Here is a 14,625-nt window from a genome sequence, read left to right as displayed (position 1 = left end):
GGAGGCGGGCGGGCTGTATAATTCTGGTGATTTTTGGCCTATATTAAGTAGTATCCTGTACTCACCGAAACGGCTTTTTCTCGAGAGGGTGTCCCGCTTGGCAGGCTGCCGCGTAAAGTGTGCACACTTGTCAGTACTGGCGCTCTATGGTATAATTTTTATGGCATTAATGAGATAAGTCCGTTGTGTAAAGAGTGGGGAAACCCACTCTTTATCTTTGGTATACAGCAAAAGAACAGTTCGTGGAGGTAATATTCTTTTGAGCGCATCCAAAATTAAAGCGGCGGCAGAGCAAATGCTTCGCCCCTATCTCGACAGCAAAGGGTTCGAACTGGTGGACATCGAATATGTAAAGGAAGGCTCCAACTGGTTCCTGCGGGTATTCGTGGACAAGGAGGGCGGCATCGATATCGATGACTGCGGCATGATCAGCGAATACCTCAGCCAGAAGCTGGACGAGAACGACCCCGTCCCCACGGCTTATTTTCTGGAAGTCTCTTCACCTGGGGCGGAGCGCCCGCTGAAGAAAGCGGCCGACGTGGCCAAGGCGGTTGGCAAGGACGTGTATGTGACGGTGTACGAACCGATTGACGGCATGAAGGAGTTCGAAGGCAGACTGGAGTCGTTCGAGAACGAGGAAATGCTCGTTTCCGCAGGTAAGAAACAACACGTCATACCGTACAGCAAAGTCGCCAGCGCCAGACTGGCCATTATTTTTTAATGATTGAAAGGGGGACCGGGTTTTCATGAGTATGGATTTTATCGAGGCCATGAACGAACTGGAGAGAGAAAAAGGAATCAGCAAGGATGTGCTGTTTGAAGCGATCGAAGCGGCGCTGATCTCCAGCTACAAACGAAATTTCAATGCGGCGCAAAACGTGCGGGTCGACATGAACCGCAACACCGGCGTGATCAAAGTCTTCGCCCGCAAGCTGATTGTGGAAGAAGTATTGGATCCCCGCACGGAGATTTCCGTGACGGCCGCGCGCGAAATTAATCCGCATTTTCAGCTGGAGGACATCGCCGAGCTCGAAGTGACGCCGCGCGATTTCGGGCGGATTGCCGCCCAGACCGCAAAGCAGGTCGTGACTCAGCGCATCCGTGAAGCGGAACGCGGACTGATCTATAATGCTTTTATCGATAAGGAAGAGGATATTGTTACAGGTCTGGTTCAGCGCCAGGACATGCGGAATATCTACGTCGATCTTGGCAAAATCGAAGCAGTGCTGCCGCTGAACGAACTGATGCCCGGCGAGAAGTTCAAGCACGGCGAGCGGATTAAAGCCTACATCACCAAAGTCGAAAACACGACGAAAGGGCCGCAGATTTTGCTGTCCCGCAGCCATCCGGGCCTGTTGAAACGTCTGTTTGAGCTGGAAGTGCCGGAGATTTTCGACGGTGTGGTTGAGATTCGTTCGGTGGCGCGCGAGGCGGGATTCCGCTCGAAGATTGCCGTCTACTCGCGTAATCCGGAAGTCGATCCGGTTGGATCGTGTGTCGGACCGCGGGGGATGCGGGTACAGACCATTGTGACGGAGCTTCGCGGCGAGAAGATCGATATCGTCCGTTTTTCGGAATCGGTTGAAGAGTACGTAGCGAATGCGCTCAGCCCGTCCAAGGTGCTTGAAGTTCAGGTGTTTGAAGCGGAGAAGATGGCGCGTGTCATCGTTCCCGACTACCAGCTGTCGCTTGCTATCGGCATCAAGGGCCAGAACGCAAGACTGGCTGCCAAGCTAACCGGCTGGAAGATCGACATCAAGAGCGAAACCCAGGCCGAGCAGGAGTTTGGCAGACCGAAAACGTCCAATGACGAAATGCATCAGGATTCCGTCTCCATCGATTAATACGAAGCACGAGGGGGCGTCAGGATGAAGCAGAAAAAGATACCGCTGCGCAAATGTGTGGCATGCCAGGAAATGATGCCGAAGAAAGAGCTGATCCGGGTAGTGCGGACGCCGGAGGGCGAGGTGCTGATCGACCTCACCGGCAAGAAGTCGGGCCGGGGAGCCTATCTATGCGGCAAGCTGCCGTGCTTCAAGCTCGCGCAGAAGAACAAAGCGCTGGACCGCGCGCTCAAGAATCCGGTGGACCCCGAGATTCATGAGCAGCTTGCCCGGGACTTTATGAAGGCGGAACCCGAGTTTCTAGCTGCAAAGGACAGCATGGCCGATGAATAAGGCGCTGTCGAATTTGGGGCTTGCAATGCGGGCGGGCAAGCTGGTTACTGGAGACGAGGCAGTGCTTAAGGCGGTCCGGTCAGCCGAAGCGAAGCTGGTGATCTTGGCCGCCGACGCTTCGGACAACACGCAAAAAAAGTTTCGCGACAAATGCGGAACTTACGATATCCCGCTGGTGATTACGATGGACCGCGAGACGCTCGGAGCCAGTATCGGCAAGGATAGCCGCGTGGTGCTGGCCGTAACGGAGCAGGGGTTCGCGGATATGATCGCAAGGCGGCTCGAAGAACATGCCGGAGGTGGTTTTATTGACCAAACAAGACAATAAAGACAAGCTGCGGGTTTACGAATACGCCAAATCGCTCAATATGAGCAGCAAAGAAATCATCACCATATTAAAACGTCTGAACGTTCCTGTGAATAATCATATGAGCGTAATGGAGAACGACACTGTATCGAAGGTGGAACAGTTCTTTAAGGATATTAAATCCAATGCGGCAGCCAAACGGGAAGGCGGCGCAGGCAGCAAGCCGGCGTCCCAGGGAAGCCAGCAGGACCCGCAAGCGAGCCGGAATACGAACAAAAATCAATCGGAAAAGCAGGTAGGTATGAATAAAACAAACGGAACTCAAACGATGAATCAACGTCCGCAGGGCAGTCAGGATCAGCGCAGAAATCAAAATGGAGGACCAACCGCAGGACAGGGCGGCCAAGGCGGCCGCAGCCAGCAGTCCGGCGGAGGCCAGCGTCAAGGCGGGGGCAACCGTCCGCCGCAGGGCCAAGGCTCGCGTCCAAATGACGGACGTCCGCAGGGCGGCCAGCGTCAAGGCGACCGTCCGCAAGGCGGGAACCGTCCGGCAGGCAGCGGCGACCGTCCGCAGAACACTCGTCCGCAGGGTCAGGGCGGCGGCGCCCGTCCGCAAGGCCAAGGCGGCGCTCCGCGTCCGCAAAGCGACAACCGCACTGGCGGCCAGCGTTCCGGTGATAACCGTCCGGCCGCTCAAGGCGGCGGCGATTTCAACCGGGGCGGCAACCGCGGCAGCAGCAGCGGCAAGCCCGGCGGTAATAACCGCGGCGGCAATAACCAGAAGCGCTTCGAAGACGGCCGCGGCGGCAACTTCAGAGGCGGCAACAACCGCGGCGGTAAGAACCAGCGGGGTAGAAACCAGCCGCAAGAACGCCGCGAGAAGATCGACAACACGCCGAAGAAAATTATCGTCCGCGGTAATATGACGGTCGGCGAAACGGCCAAACTGCTGCACAAAGACGCTTCCGAAGTCATCAAGAAGCTGATTTCCATGGGTGTTATGGCGACGATCAACCAGGAGCTGGATATCGATACGATTCTGCTGCTGGCCGGTGAATTCGGCGTCGAAGTTGAAGTGAAGATTCCGGTCGAAGAAGACCGTTTTGAAACGATGGAAGAAAACGATGCGGAAGAGGATCTGCGGAGCCGTCCTCCGGTCGTGACGATTATGGGTCACGTCGACCATGGTAAAACGACGCTGCTGGACGCTATCCGTTCCACCAACGTAACAAGCGGCGAAGCCGGCGGCATTACCCAGCACATCGGCGCATACCAAGTCGAAATCAACAACAAAAAGATCACGTTCCTGGATACGCCGGGCCACGAAGCCTTTACGGCGATGCGTGCCCGCGGTGCGCAGGTTACGGACATTACGATTATCGTGGTGGCGGCGGACGACGGCGTGATGCCGCAGACGGTGGAGGCGATTAACCACGCCAAAGCCGCAGGTCTGCCGATCATCGTAGCGGTCAACAAGATCGACAAGCCCGGTGCGGATCCGGACCGGGTAAAGCAGGAACTTACGAACTACGAGCTGGTTCCCGAAGAGTGGGGCGGAGACACCATCTTTGTCAACGTTTCGGCGAAGCAGCGTATGGGTCTCGAAGACCTGCTTGAAATGATTTTGCTGGTAGCGGAAGTCAACGAATACAAAGCCAATCCTGACAAACGCGCACGCGGTACGGTCATTGAGGCCGAGCTGGACAAAAACCGCGGTCCGGTGGCCCGGATTCTCGTGCAGCACGGTACGCTCAAAGTCGGCGACGCGTTTGTAGCGGGCAACTGCTTCGGCCGGGTCCGGGCAATGGTCAACGACAAAGGCCGCCGTCTGAAAGAAGCGGGTCCGTCGACGCCGGTTGAGATTACCGGTCTGACGGAGGTTCCGCAGGCGGGCGATCCGTTTATGGCGTTTGAAGACGAGCGCAAAGCCCGTCATATCGCCGACAGACGTGCGATTACCCAGCGCCAGTCCGAGCTGAACACCAACACGCGGGTTACGCTGGACGATTTGTTCAAGCATATTAAGGAAGGCGAGATCAAGGACCTTAACGTCATCATCAAAGGCGACGTACAAGGCTCGGTCGAAGCGCTTAAAAGCTCGCTCGCCAAAATCGAAGTGGAAGGCGTACGCGTGAAGATCATTCACAGCGGAGCGGGTGCGATCACCGAATCCGATATCACGCTGGCGGCTGCTTCCAATGCGATCGTCATCGGCTTTAACGTCCGTCCAGACGCGCAGACGAAAGCGGCTGCGGAGCAGGAGAAGGTTGACGTGCGTCTGCACAACGTCATCTACAATGTCATCGAAGAAATCGAGCAGGCAATGAAGGGGATGCTGGATCCGATCTACAAAGAGCAGGTTATCGGCCATGCCGAAGTCCGCAACGTATTTAAGATCAGCAAGGTCGGCAATATCGCAGGCTGCATGGTTATCGACGGCAAAATCACCCGAAATGCGGAAATGCGCCTGATTCGCGGCGGCATCGTCGTCTTCGAAGGCAAGATCGACTCCCTGAAACGCTTCAAGGATGATGCAAAAGAAGTAGCCCAAGGTTATGAATGCGGCATTACTTTGGAACGCTATAACGACATCACCGAAGGCGACATCATCGAAGCTTTCGTGATGGAAACCGTGGAGCGCTAACATAAAGAGGTGAGACATCATGGCTAAAATCCGGGCCGGACGCGTCGGCGAGCAGATTAAAAAAGAGCTCAGCCGGCTGATTCAAACGGAACTGAAAGACCCGCGCATTGGCTTCGTTACCGTAACTGGCGTTGACGTTACGAACGACCTGTCGCAGGCCAAAGTATATTTAAGCGTACTGGGCGATGACGAGCAGAAGGCGGCTTCCCTCAAAGCAATCGAAAAGGGGAGCGGCTTCCTCCGCTCGGAGCTCGGCAAAGCGATCCGGCTGCGCCATACGCCGGAGCTGATTTTCAAGTTTGACGAATCCGTCGAATACGGCAGCCGCATTGAGCAGCTGCTCGGCGAACTCGGGAAAAACGACGAAAGCTAGCAGATTCAATAAAGGAGACGGCGAATGCAGAGCTATGATGAAAGTCTCCGGCAGACTAAGGATTACCTGCTGGAACACGATGATTATCTTGTAGTGTCGCATGTACAGCCGGACGGAGACGCAGTCAGCTCCACCCTCGCGGTGGGCTGGCTTCTGTCATGTCTGGGCAAAAAATACACTCTGGTCAATGAAGGGCCGATTCCGGAACGGATGCGGTTTCTATGGCAAGCGGAACAGATTGTGGACCTGTCGGTTACGCCGCTGGACCGGACCTTCCGCAATGTGGTATGCGTCGACTGTGCGGATTTTGCCCGCGTCGGGCTTACCCGCAACCTGTTCGCGGAACAGGCAGAGATCGTGAACATCGACCATCATCCGACGAACAACGGTTATGGTACGGTTAATTTGATCAAACCGGATGCGGCGGCTACCGCGGAGATTTTGTTTGATCTGCTGTCCCTGTTCGAGCTGGAATGGAACCCGGATATCGCCGAAGCGCTTTATACGGGCCTGCTGACAGATACCGGAGGTTTCCGTTATTCCAACACGACGCCTAAAGTAATGGAGGCGGCTTCCGCGCTCCTGGAACACGGTGTGGATGGACCTAAGCTGGCGGAGTCGCTGCTTGAGGAAATGACGCTGGCGCAGGTCAAGCTGCTCGCTAGAGCGCTGGAGTCACTGCAGCTTACTCCTGAAGGCGATGTCGCCTGGGTGGTGATTACGCCGCAGGATATGCTGGACTGCGGCGCGGCCAACGAGGATTTGGAGGGGATCGTCAATTACCCCCGGAATATCCGCGGCGTTGAGGTCGGCATGCTGTTCAAGGTCATCCGCGACGATGTTGTTAAGGTGTCGCTGCGGTCCGCCGGCCGGGTCGATGTAGCCGCGCTGGCGCAGGTGTTTGGGGGCGGCGGGCATGTGCGGGCCGCCGGCGTGCGGATTGAGGAACCTTTGGAGAGCGTGGTACCCAAAATCCTCGGCGAAATCAGGCGGCGTCTATGAGCGAGCTGGAAGGTGTGCTCGCCGTCTGGAAACCCGCCGGATTTACGTCGCATGATGTGGTCGCCAAAATCCGCCGCATTCTTGGCATGAAACGGATCGGCCATACCGGAACACTTGACCCGCAGGTAACGGGCGTGCTGCCGTTATGTCTCGGCAAGGCGACCCGTGTGGTAGAATATATGCAGGAAATGCCCAAGGAATATCGCGCAACGCTCCGGCTTGGTCTCGCAACCGATACGGAGGATCTTACCGGCAAGGTTATTGAATCCGCTGTGTCACCCCGTGTAACCGAAGCAGAAGTGCGCGAGGTGCTGGAGTCATTCCGCGGTGTCATCACGCAGGTGCCGCCAATGTATTCGGCGGTCAAGGTCGACGGCAAACGGCTGTACGAGCTGGCGCGGGAAGGCAAAACCGTTGAACGCAAAAGCCGGGAGGTTACGATTCACGAGATCGAAATGACAGGCTTCGACTCTTCCGGTCCGTACCCGGATATTTCGTTCCGGGTGCTATGCTCTAAAGGCACCTATATCCGGACGCTCTGCGTGGACATCGGCAGGGCGCTGGGGCTCCCGGCCGTTATGGTGGAGCTGACCCGGACCTTGTCCGCCGGCATCCCGGCTTCCGCCTGCCTGACCTTTGAGCAGATTGCCGCTCTTAAGGAGGCGGGCGAGCTTGAGGCCAAGCTGATCCCGGCTGACCAGGCGATTGCCCATCTGTCGGCACATACGGTGACTGCCGACAAGGTAAGACCCGCGCTGCAGGGGCAGCGCCTGTCAGTCCGTTGGGTATCGCCTGAACTGAAACAGCCGGGGCCGGTCCGCCTGTACGACGAACAAGGCTTCTTTTTGGGGATTTACGGTCTGGACGAGACAGGTGCGGTTGCCCCGGTCAAAGTATTTGCCGATCTCGGCGAGTATTCTCAATCAAGTTGAATTGCAGGTGAAAAGCGCATGAGAACCGTAACGTTAACCTACCCCTTGTCCGCAGAGACGGCCGCCGAATGGGCCCAGCCCCAGGTAGCCGCACTGGGACAGTTCGACGGCCTGCATCTGGGTCATGCCAGCGTTATTAACGCCGCTATCCGCATCGCCAGGGAGCAGGGGGTGCCCGCGTCCGTCATTACGTTTCATCCGCATCCGAAGGATGTCATGCGCAAAGGCGATTACGAAGGGTATTTGACGCCTGCAGCGGACAAGCAGGAGCTGCTTGCATTGATGGGCGTCGACAGAATGTATGTGATCGAATTTAATGAAACGCTGTCGCGCGTAAGTCCGCGGGATTTTTACGAAACCATGCTCCGGCCGCTGCAGCTTGTTACTGCGGTGGTTGGCTTTGACTTCCGCTTCGGATACCTGGGCGAAGGCGACGCGGCGCTTCTCCGCCAGCTTGGTGAAGGAACAACAAGCGTAACGACCGTCCCTCCTTTTCAGCTCCATGGAGAGAAGGTCAGCAGCTCGGGAATCCGCCGCAGCCTGCAGACAGGCGAGATCGAACGGGCCAACACCTGGTTCGGCCGCTGCTACCACCTGCGGGGTGTCGTCAGCCATGGGGAGAAACGCGGGCGGACCATCGGTTTCCCCACCGCCAATCTGGCTTTAACCGACCGGTATGTGGTCCCGGCCAAAGGCGTTTATGCCGTTCGTGTGCGGGTGGGCCGAGAAACGCTCACCGGCGTCATGAACCTGGGCGTCAAGCCGACGTTTCATGAAGGCGAGACGGCTCCGAGCTTTGAGGTCCATCTTTTTGATTTTGACGGCGATTTGTACGGCCGCGAACTGACGGTTGAACTGGTGTCCTATATCCGGCCGGAACGCAAATTCGGCTCCGTCCAGGAGCTGGTGCAGCAGATCGGAGAAGACGCGGAACGCGCCAAAACCCTGCTGAACCGTTAAATGCGGAAGTTTACGGCCTCATGACATTTACTTTTGCAGGCGATAATGCTATACTGAATAACGTTGCCGGACAAAGGCAGCATTAACCTTGGCTTGGTTGCCCGCTCTCACCGGCGGCTACGAGGCCAACGGCGATTCCTAAGATTGAAGGAGGTGAACAGGATGGCATTGACTCAAGAACGTAAACAGCAACTGATCGATGAGCACAGAACTCATGAATCCGATACCGGATCCCCAGAGGTGCAAATTGCTATCCTCACGGAGAACATTACGAATTTGACAGACCACCTGCGTACGCACAAGAAGGATCATCATTCCCGCCGCGGACTGCTGAAGATGGTTGGCCAAAGACGTAAACTGTTGGCGTATTTGAAGAACAAAGACGTCAAACGTTACAGCGCTCTGATCGAGAAGCTCGGATTGCGCCGTTAATTTTCCAATAGGAATGACCTTGAAGCAGCCTGGTTGTGAACCGTATGTCCTTTTCGGAGCGACAACGGCGCAGCCGGGTTGCTTTTTGGTAAGACGCAAAATTGTGTAACCGCCGTGAACCGGCATTTTTTTTGCACGCCCGGGAAAAACCTGGGTTTGGATGAACATTTTCGCAACATGCCTGACATTTTAGATGGACAAGTCTTTGAAGTTCGTCCAATCTCGCTTAAAAACCGGGTAAATCGGCCACCCTTGTATCAGAGGGGCCATGCCTCGCTTCGGGGTCCCGGTCATCCGGTATCACATATATCTTCGGAATACAACAATCAACGTACCAACGGGCCCGCTGACGCGGCAGCCCCAATTAAGGAGGGACTTTATGGAACAACGTGTTGAAATGCTGCTCGGCGGCAGAAAGCTGGTGCTGGAAACAGGCAGATTGGCCAAACAGGCCAATGCGGCGGTTATGGTCCGCTATGGCGAAACAGCCGTACTCTGTACAGTGACCGCTTCCAAAGAGCCAAAGGATCTCGATTTTTTCCCGCTTACGGTCAACTATGAAGAAAGATTATATGCGGTCGGCAAAATTCCCGGCGGTTTCATCAAACGTGAAGGCAGACCCAGCGAAAAAGCAATTCTGTCGAGCCGTCTGACGGACCGTCCGATCCGCCCGCTGTTCCCGGAAGGGTTCCGGAACGACGTTCAGGTGCTGAACCTGGTGATGAGTGTGGATCAGGACTGCGAACCGGAAATCGCGGCTATGATCGGCACATCCGCCGCGCTCAGCATTTCCGACGTGCCGTTTAACGGCCCGATCGGCGGCGTGGCTGTCGGCCGGATTAACGGGGAGTTCGTCATCAACCCGGACATTGCTCAGCAGGAAGCAAGCGATATTTATCTTGTTGTCGCCGGCACCAAAGACGCCATCATGATGGTGGAAGCCGAAGCAAACGAAGTGCCGGAAGAAGTCATGCTGGAAGCCATCATGTTTGGACATGAAGAAATCCGCAAGATCGTGGAAACGATCGAAGAGCTGGTCAAAGTGGCCGGTAAAGAGAAAATGGAAGTCAAGCTGCACGCGGTAAACGCCGAAGTAAACGAAGCGGTACGCGCTTACGCTGCGGAGCGTCTGGTTGAAGCTGTCAAAATCGGCGAGAAGCACGCGCGTCAGGAAGCGATCGATGCAGTCAACAACGAAACGGTGGAGTATTTCACAGAGAAATACATAGAGACGCCGGAGCTGCTGAAAGACGTGAAGGAAGTCCTGCATGACATCGTCAAAGAGGAAGTCAGACGCCTGATCACCCATGACAAGGTGCGTCCGGACGGCCGGAAGCTGGACGAGATCCGTCCGATCGAATGCGATACGAACCTGCTGCCGCGCACGCACGGCTCCGGTCTGTTTACCCGCGGCCAGACGCAGGCCCTCAGCGTATGTACGCTTGGTGCGCTCGGCGACGTGCAGATTCTGGACGGAATCGATCTGGAAGAAACAAAGCGGTTTATGCATCATTATAACTTCCCGCCGTTTAGCGTAGGGGAAGCCCGTCCGCTTCGCGCGCCAGGCCGCCGCGAAATCGGTCACGGCGCACTTGGCGAACGCGCTTTGTCCAAGGTTATTCCAAACGAAACCGAGTTCCCGTACACGATCCGTCTGGTGTCTGAGGTTATCGAATCCAACGGTTCGACTTCCCAAGCGAGCATCTGCGCCAGCACGCTGGCGATGATGGATGCGGGCGTGCCGATCAAGGCGCCGGTTGCCGGTGTGGCGATGGGTCTGATCAAAGACGGCGAGCATGTGTCGATCCTCACCGATATTCAAGGCATGGAAGACCATCTCGGCGATATGGACTTTAAGGTGGCCGGAACGTCCGCCGGCGTAACGGCGATTCAGATGGATATCAAAATCGACGGGATCGACCGGAACATTTTGCATGAAGCTTTGGAACAGGCCAAAGCGGGACGGATGCATATCCTGGGCAAGATGATGGAAGTCATCTCCGAGCCTAGAAAGAACTTGTCCCAATACGCTCCAAAAATCATCATTATGCAGATCAACCCGGACAAAATCCGCGATGTCATTGGCGCAGGCGGCAAAATCATCAACAAAATCATCGAAGAAACCGGCGTAAAAATCGACATCGAGCAGGACGGCCGCGTCTTTATCGCCTCGTCCGATCAAGAGATGAACGAAAAAGCCCGTTCTATTATCGAAGGCATCGTCCGCGAAGTTGTTGTTGGCGAGATTTATGTCGGTACGGTAAAACGGATTGAGAAATTCGGCGCGTTCGTCGAAATTTTGCCGGGCAAAGATGGCCTGGTTCATATTTCCCAGCTGTCCACCGAGCGGGTCGGCAAGGTTGAGGACGTGGTGGCTATCGGCGATACCGTCACCGTCAAAGTTACGGAAATCGACCAGCAGGGCCGGGTTAACCTGTCCCGCAAAGCGGTGCTGACCGCCGAAACCAAAGCGTAAGCAGCCAAAATTCCAAAGTGTAAGCGGCCGGAGGACCGGCGGCTTACTTCAGATAGGATCCGAAGAAGAGGCAGAAGCGGTTCACGTTCTGGCTCTTTTTTGGGTTATTCCGGAATCAACGTTATTCTTCCGCTCAGCGTTTTGGCCGATTGGCCTAGCATTCTGATCGGCTGGCCTAGCCTTGTGATCGACTAGCCTAGCATTGTAATCGACTGGCCCAGTGTTCTGACCAATTTGATGACAGAGGCGTCTTACGGGCCGGTTATTTTGCGGCAAACATCTGGTTGCTGTATAAACCCTCCGCTTGTTTCATAAGATGGACAAGGGAGGGCTGAACAATGAGAACGGAAAAAATTGCAGTGATTACAGCTTGTATCGCAATTGTTATCGGTATCGGCAGCTCGGCCGGTCCAATTCGCGACACCATCGCAGGGATAAGCGAAGCGGAGGTTCAACCCGTATGGGCACCTCAGCCTTCAGCAGCGCGTGAACCGCTGATGCAGCGGATCGAACGCGCAGCGGCGGAGCTGCGGATCGCGCCTATTGATGCGCGTATGGACCGCGTGTGGAAAGCGATTCCCGGCTATAATGGCCTGGAGGTTGATGTGGAAGCGACGTACCGTGACACGCTTGCCAAAGGGCTGCAGGATCCGGCTGAGTACATATACAAAGAGCTGCCCGCCAAGATTACGCTCGCCGATCTGGGAGCGCAGCCGACCTATAGGGGCAATCCCGCCAAGCCTATGGTGTCGTTAATGATTAATGTGGCCTGGGGCAACGAATATCTGAAGCCGATGCTGGATACGCTCGACCGGGAAGGGGTCAAGACCACCTTTTTCCTGGACGGCAGCTGGCTGAAAAAAAATCCGGAGCTGGCGGAGGAGATTCGCAAAAGAGGGCATGAGCTCGGGAACCATGCCTATTCGCATCCGAGAATGAGCGTGCTGGGCGCTGACCGCGCCTCCGCCGAAATCACGAAAACGCAAGCGCTGCTGAAAGCGATGGGCGCCGAAAGCCCGTGGTTTGCCCCGCCGTCGGGTGACTATGACCAGGAGACGGTGGACATCGCTTACCGTCACGGCCTGCGCACTGTTCTCTGGACGCTCGATACGGTCGATTGGCGCAATCCCGCACCTGAGGCGGTCATTTCCAAGATTGTTTCGCAGGCGGAGCCGGGATTCCTGGTGCTGATGCATCCGACCTCCGCTTCGTCCCGGGCGCTGGAGGCGATGATCCGCGGCATCCGCAAAAAAGGATTGTTGATCGGAACGGTCAGCGAGACGCTGTCTCCGCAGCGGGTGAATGCGGGAAGTTGAGCCCGGTCCCAAATTCTGATAGCATAGAATGCACGCGGTGAAATAGCACCGGTGGAATCAACGGCTGGACCAGGAGGACTTTTTAGTGAAGAAAATACACTTGTCAAACGGCATACGAGTCGTGATGGAGAAGATCCCGTCCGGACGTTCCGTTTCTTTCGGTATCTGGGTCAAGACCGGTTCCCGAAACGAGACGCCCGAGATCAACGGGATCTCCCATTTTATCGAACATATGCTTTTTAAAGGAACGGACCGGTTTAACGCCAAGGAAATCGCGGAGCAGTTTGATGCGATCGGCGGCAATGTCAACGCATTTACTTCCAAAGAGTACACCTGCTACTACGCCAAAGTGCTGGACGAGCATTTGCACATCGCCGTGGATACGCTGGCCGACATGTTTTTCCGCTCCAAGCTGGACGCGGAAGAGCTTGCGAAGGAAAAAAATGTGATTTTGGAAGAAATCGCGATGTATGAGGATACGCCGGACGATCTCGTGCATGATCTGATGTCGGTGGCCGCTTACGGTGATCATCCGCTGGCTTATTCTATCCTTGGTCTGAAGGAACGGCTGCAGGCGATGATGCCTGATGATCTGCGGGCCTACATGAAGCAGCGCTATACGATTGAAAATACGGTGATCAGCGTCGCAGGCAATTTTGACGATCGTATCGTGGAGCTGCTTGAGCGTCATTTTGGCTCGTTTGCCGGCATCGGCCCTGCGCAGATCGTCACGCCGCCAGTGTTTAAAGGCGAGTTCGTCTTCCAGCGCAAAAAAACGGAACAGCAGCATATTTGCCTGTCGCTGCCCGGGTGCCGTACAGGCGACCCGCAGCAGTATGCCATGGTACTGCTCAACAATGCGATCGGCGGCGGCATGAGCTCGCGCCTGTTCCAGGAAATTCGCGAAAAGCGCGGTCTGGCTTATTCCGTCTATTCGTACCACAGCTCCCATGCCGACAGCGGCTTGTTTACGGTATACGCCGGTACTGCGCCGAAGCAGACCAAAGAGGTGCTGGAACTAACCAAAGAAATGCTGTTTGAGCTGGCCGACAAGGGACTCAGCGAAGACGAACTGAAGAAAGGCAAGGAGCAGCTGAAGGGCAGCCTGATCCTCAGCCTGGAAGGGACCGGCAGCCGGATGAACCGTCTTGGCAAAAACGAATTGATGCTGGGACGCCATGATTCGCTTGATGATATGATAGCGAAGATTGAGCGCGTAACGATGGAGGATGTCGACAGCGTTCTGAACCGGATGTTTGCCGAACCGCTGGCGATGGCCATGGTCGGCTCCTCCGACAAAGCAGTTGCCAATGTAAGGAGAGATGATCTTGTCGCATTACGTACAAATTAACAAGCTTCCAGGGAATGAAGACCTGCCTCTTCCCCGCAAAATGTCCGAGCAGGCGTCCGGCTACGATTTGTTTGCCGCCGTGGAGCGGGAGACTGTTCTGGCGCCAGGCGAGCGGGCGCTGATTCCGGCCGGGATCGCTCTTGCGATGCCGGACGGCTTGGAAGCGCAGATCCGCCCCCGCAGCGGGCTGGCTTACAAACACGGCATTACTTGTCTGAACACGCCGGGAACGATCGACGCAGACTACCGGGGAGAAATCAAAGTTCTGCTAATCAATCTCGGCCAGGAGCCGTTTGCAATTGCCCGCGGCGAGCGGATCGCCCAGATGGTGTTCCAGACCGTTCCGGCTGTAACGCTGGCGGAAGTGGAGGAGCTGTCCGAGACGGCCCGCGGAGCTGGCGGATTTGGACACACCGGGAAATAGTCGGCAAGTTGGCCGAAAGGACGAGCGTCCGGCTGCAGGATTAGGATTGCGGCGTAACTCCGTTTTTTACTTGGATAGTTTGGCCAATTATACAGGCCGGTCAGAGATGAATGACACGTTTTATGCAGGCAGACCTTAATAGAGCGGTCTGTCAGACATCGAAGCGAAGTCGGCATCTTTGGCCGGCTTGTTTTTTTGTCTGCAGGCATTTTCTGTCTGCAGGCATTTTCT

Annotated in this window: 14 protein-coding genes; all 14 read left to right on the top strand. The window is 55.9% G+C overall.

All coding sequences use genetic code 11. From position 1 onward, the window contains the following. Positions 1-259 precede the first annotated feature (259 nt). The 14 genes from rimP to dut all read left to right on the top strand — a co-directional run bounded on the left by rimP (position 260) and on the right by dut (position 14,394). Entirely contained in the window at positions 260-721 is a 462-nt protein-coding gene (gene rimP, locus ACE6ED_RS00605) for a ribosome maturation factor RimP (RefSeq protein ID WP_410825008.1), read from the top strand. 25 nt (positions 722-746) lie between these two features. Further along, positions 747-1,844, top strand: coding sequence for a transcription termination factor NusA (gene nusA, locus ACE6ED_RS00600; RefSeq protein WP_410825007.1), 1,098 nt, complete (start codon positions 747-749; stop codon positions 1,842-1,844). Positions 1,845-1,868: 24 nt separating this feature from the next. Then, on the top strand, positions 1,869-2,177 hold the full coding sequence (gene rnpM / locus ACE6ED_RS00595; protein ID WP_410825006.1) for an RNase P modulator RnpM: 309 nt from the start codon (positions 1,869-1,871) through the stop codon (positions 2,175-2,177). Next, positions 2,170-2,505: a L7Ae/L30e/S12e/Gadd45 family ribosomal protein gene (locus ACE6ED_RS00590; protein ID WP_410825005.1), complete on the top strand. Its 336-nt coding sequence runs from the start codon at positions 2,170-2,172 to the stop codon at positions 2,503-2,505. The genes rnpM and ACE6ED_RS00590 overlap by 8 nt, the downstream gene beginning before the upstream one ends. After that, positions 2,486-5,128 carry a translation initiation factor IF-2 gene (gene infB / locus ACE6ED_RS00585; protein WP_410825004.1) on the top strand — a complete coding sequence of 881 codons (2,643 nt, stop codon included), beginning with the start codon at positions 2,486-2,488 and terminating at the stop codon, positions 5,126-5,128. Before ACE6ED_RS00590 ends, infB begins: the two co-directional genes overlap by 20 nt. A gap of 19 nt (positions 5,129-5,147) precedes the next feature. Then, complete coding sequence (rbfA, locus tag ACE6ED_RS00580; RefSeq protein WP_410825003.1) at positions 5,148-5,501, top strand: 30S ribosome-binding factor RbfA; 354 nt, start codon at positions 5,148-5,150, stop codon at positions 5,499-5,501. Positions 5,502-5,525: 24 nt separating this feature from the next. Next, complete coding sequence (locus ACE6ED_RS00575) at positions 5,526-6,503, top strand: DHH family phosphoesterase (protein WP_410825002.1); 978 nt, start codon at positions 5,526-5,528, stop codon at positions 6,501-6,503. Further along, positions 6,500-7,435: a tRNA pseudouridine(55) synthase TruB gene (gene truB / locus ACE6ED_RS00570; protein WP_410825001.1), complete on the top strand. Its 936-nt coding sequence runs from the start codon at positions 6,500-6,502 to the stop codon at positions 7,433-7,435. Before ACE6ED_RS00575 ends, truB begins: the two co-directional genes overlap by 4 nt. 18 nt (positions 7,436-7,453) lie before the next feature. Next, complete coding sequence (locus ACE6ED_RS00565) at positions 7,454-8,395, top strand: bifunctional riboflavin kinase/FAD synthetase (RefSeq protein ID WP_410825000.1); 942 nt, start codon at positions 7,454-7,456, stop codon at positions 8,393-8,395. A 162-nt stretch (positions 8,396-8,557) separates the two neighbouring features. Then, positions 8,558-8,827 (top strand): 30S ribosomal protein S15, encoded by a 270-nt coding sequence (gene rpsO / locus ACE6ED_RS00560; RefSeq protein WP_379246857.1) that lies wholly within the window; start codon positions 8,558-8,560, stop codon positions 8,825-8,827. 379 nt (positions 8,828-9,206) lie between these two features. Continuing rightward, positions 9,207-11,303, top strand: a complete 2,097-nt coding sequence (gene pnp, locus ACE6ED_RS00555; RefSeq protein ID WP_410824999.1) for a polyribonucleotide nucleotidyltransferase — start codon at positions 9,207-9,209, stop codon at positions 11,301-11,303. Positions 11,304-11,641: 338 nt separating this feature from the next. Then, a complete protein-coding gene (locus tag ACE6ED_RS00550) occupies positions 11,642-12,619 on the top strand; it encodes a polysaccharide deacetylase family protein (protein WP_410824998.1) in 978 nt (325 codons plus the stop codon). 85 nt (positions 12,620-12,704) lie between these two features. Further along, entirely contained in the window at positions 12,705-13,970 is a 1,266-nt protein-coding gene (locus ACE6ED_RS00545) for a M16 family metallopeptidase (protein ID WP_410824997.1), read from the top strand. Beyond that, entirely contained in the window at positions 13,948-14,394 is a 447-nt protein-coding gene (dut, locus tag ACE6ED_RS00540; RefSeq protein WP_410824996.1) for a dUTP diphosphatase, read from the top strand. The genes ACE6ED_RS00545 and dut overlap by 23 nt, the downstream gene beginning before the upstream one ends. Positions 14,395-14,625 lie beyond the last annotated feature (231 nt).

Source organism: Paenibacillus nanchangensis (genome assembly GCF_046543445.1).
Classification (GTDB): Bacteria; Bacillota; Bacilli; order Paenibacillales; family Paenibacillaceae; genus Paenibacillus_AQ; species Paenibacillus_AQ nanchangensis.
The sequence above is the reverse complement of the archived record's forward strand: the minus strand, read 5'-3'. Positions and strand labels throughout refer to the sequence as shown.

Coding starts and splice junctions, on each gene's coding strand:
- nusA (WP_410825007.1), top strand. CDS start 747: ATGAGTATGGATTTTATCGAGGCCATGAACGAACTGGAGAGAGAAAAA.
- rnpM (WP_410825006.1), top strand. CDS start 1,869: ATGAAGCAGAAAAAGATACCGCTGCGCAAATGTGTGGCATGCCAGGAA.
- ACE6ED_RS00590 (WP_410825005.1), top strand. CDS start 2,170: ATGAATAAGGCGCTGTCGAATTTGGGGCTTGCAATGCGGGCGGGCAAG.
- rbfA (WP_410825003.1), top strand. CDS start 5,148: ATGGCTAAAATCCGGGCCGGACGCGTCGGCGAGCAGATTAAAAAAGAG.
- ACE6ED_RS00575 (WP_410825002.1), top strand. CDS start 5,526: ATGCAGAGCTATGATGAAAGTCTCCGGCAGACTAAGGATTACCTGCTG.
- truB (WP_410825001.1), top strand. CDS start 6,500: ATGAGCGAGCTGGAAGGTGTGCTCGCCGTCTGGAAACCCGCCGGATTT.
- ACE6ED_RS00565 (WP_410825000.1), top strand. CDS start 7,454: ATGAGAACCGTAACGTTAACCTACCCCTTGTCCGCAGAGACGGCCGCC.
- rpsO (WP_379246857.1), top strand. CDS start 8,558: ATGGCATTGACTCAAGAACGTAAACAGCAACTGATCGATGAGCACAGA.
- pnp (WP_410824999.1), top strand. CDS start 9,207: ATGGAACAACGTGTTGAAATGCTGCTCGGCGGCAGAAAGCTGGTGCTG.
- ACE6ED_RS00550 (WP_410824998.1), top strand. CDS start 11,642: ATGAGAACGGAAAAAATTGCAGTGATTACAGCTTGTATCGCAATTGTT.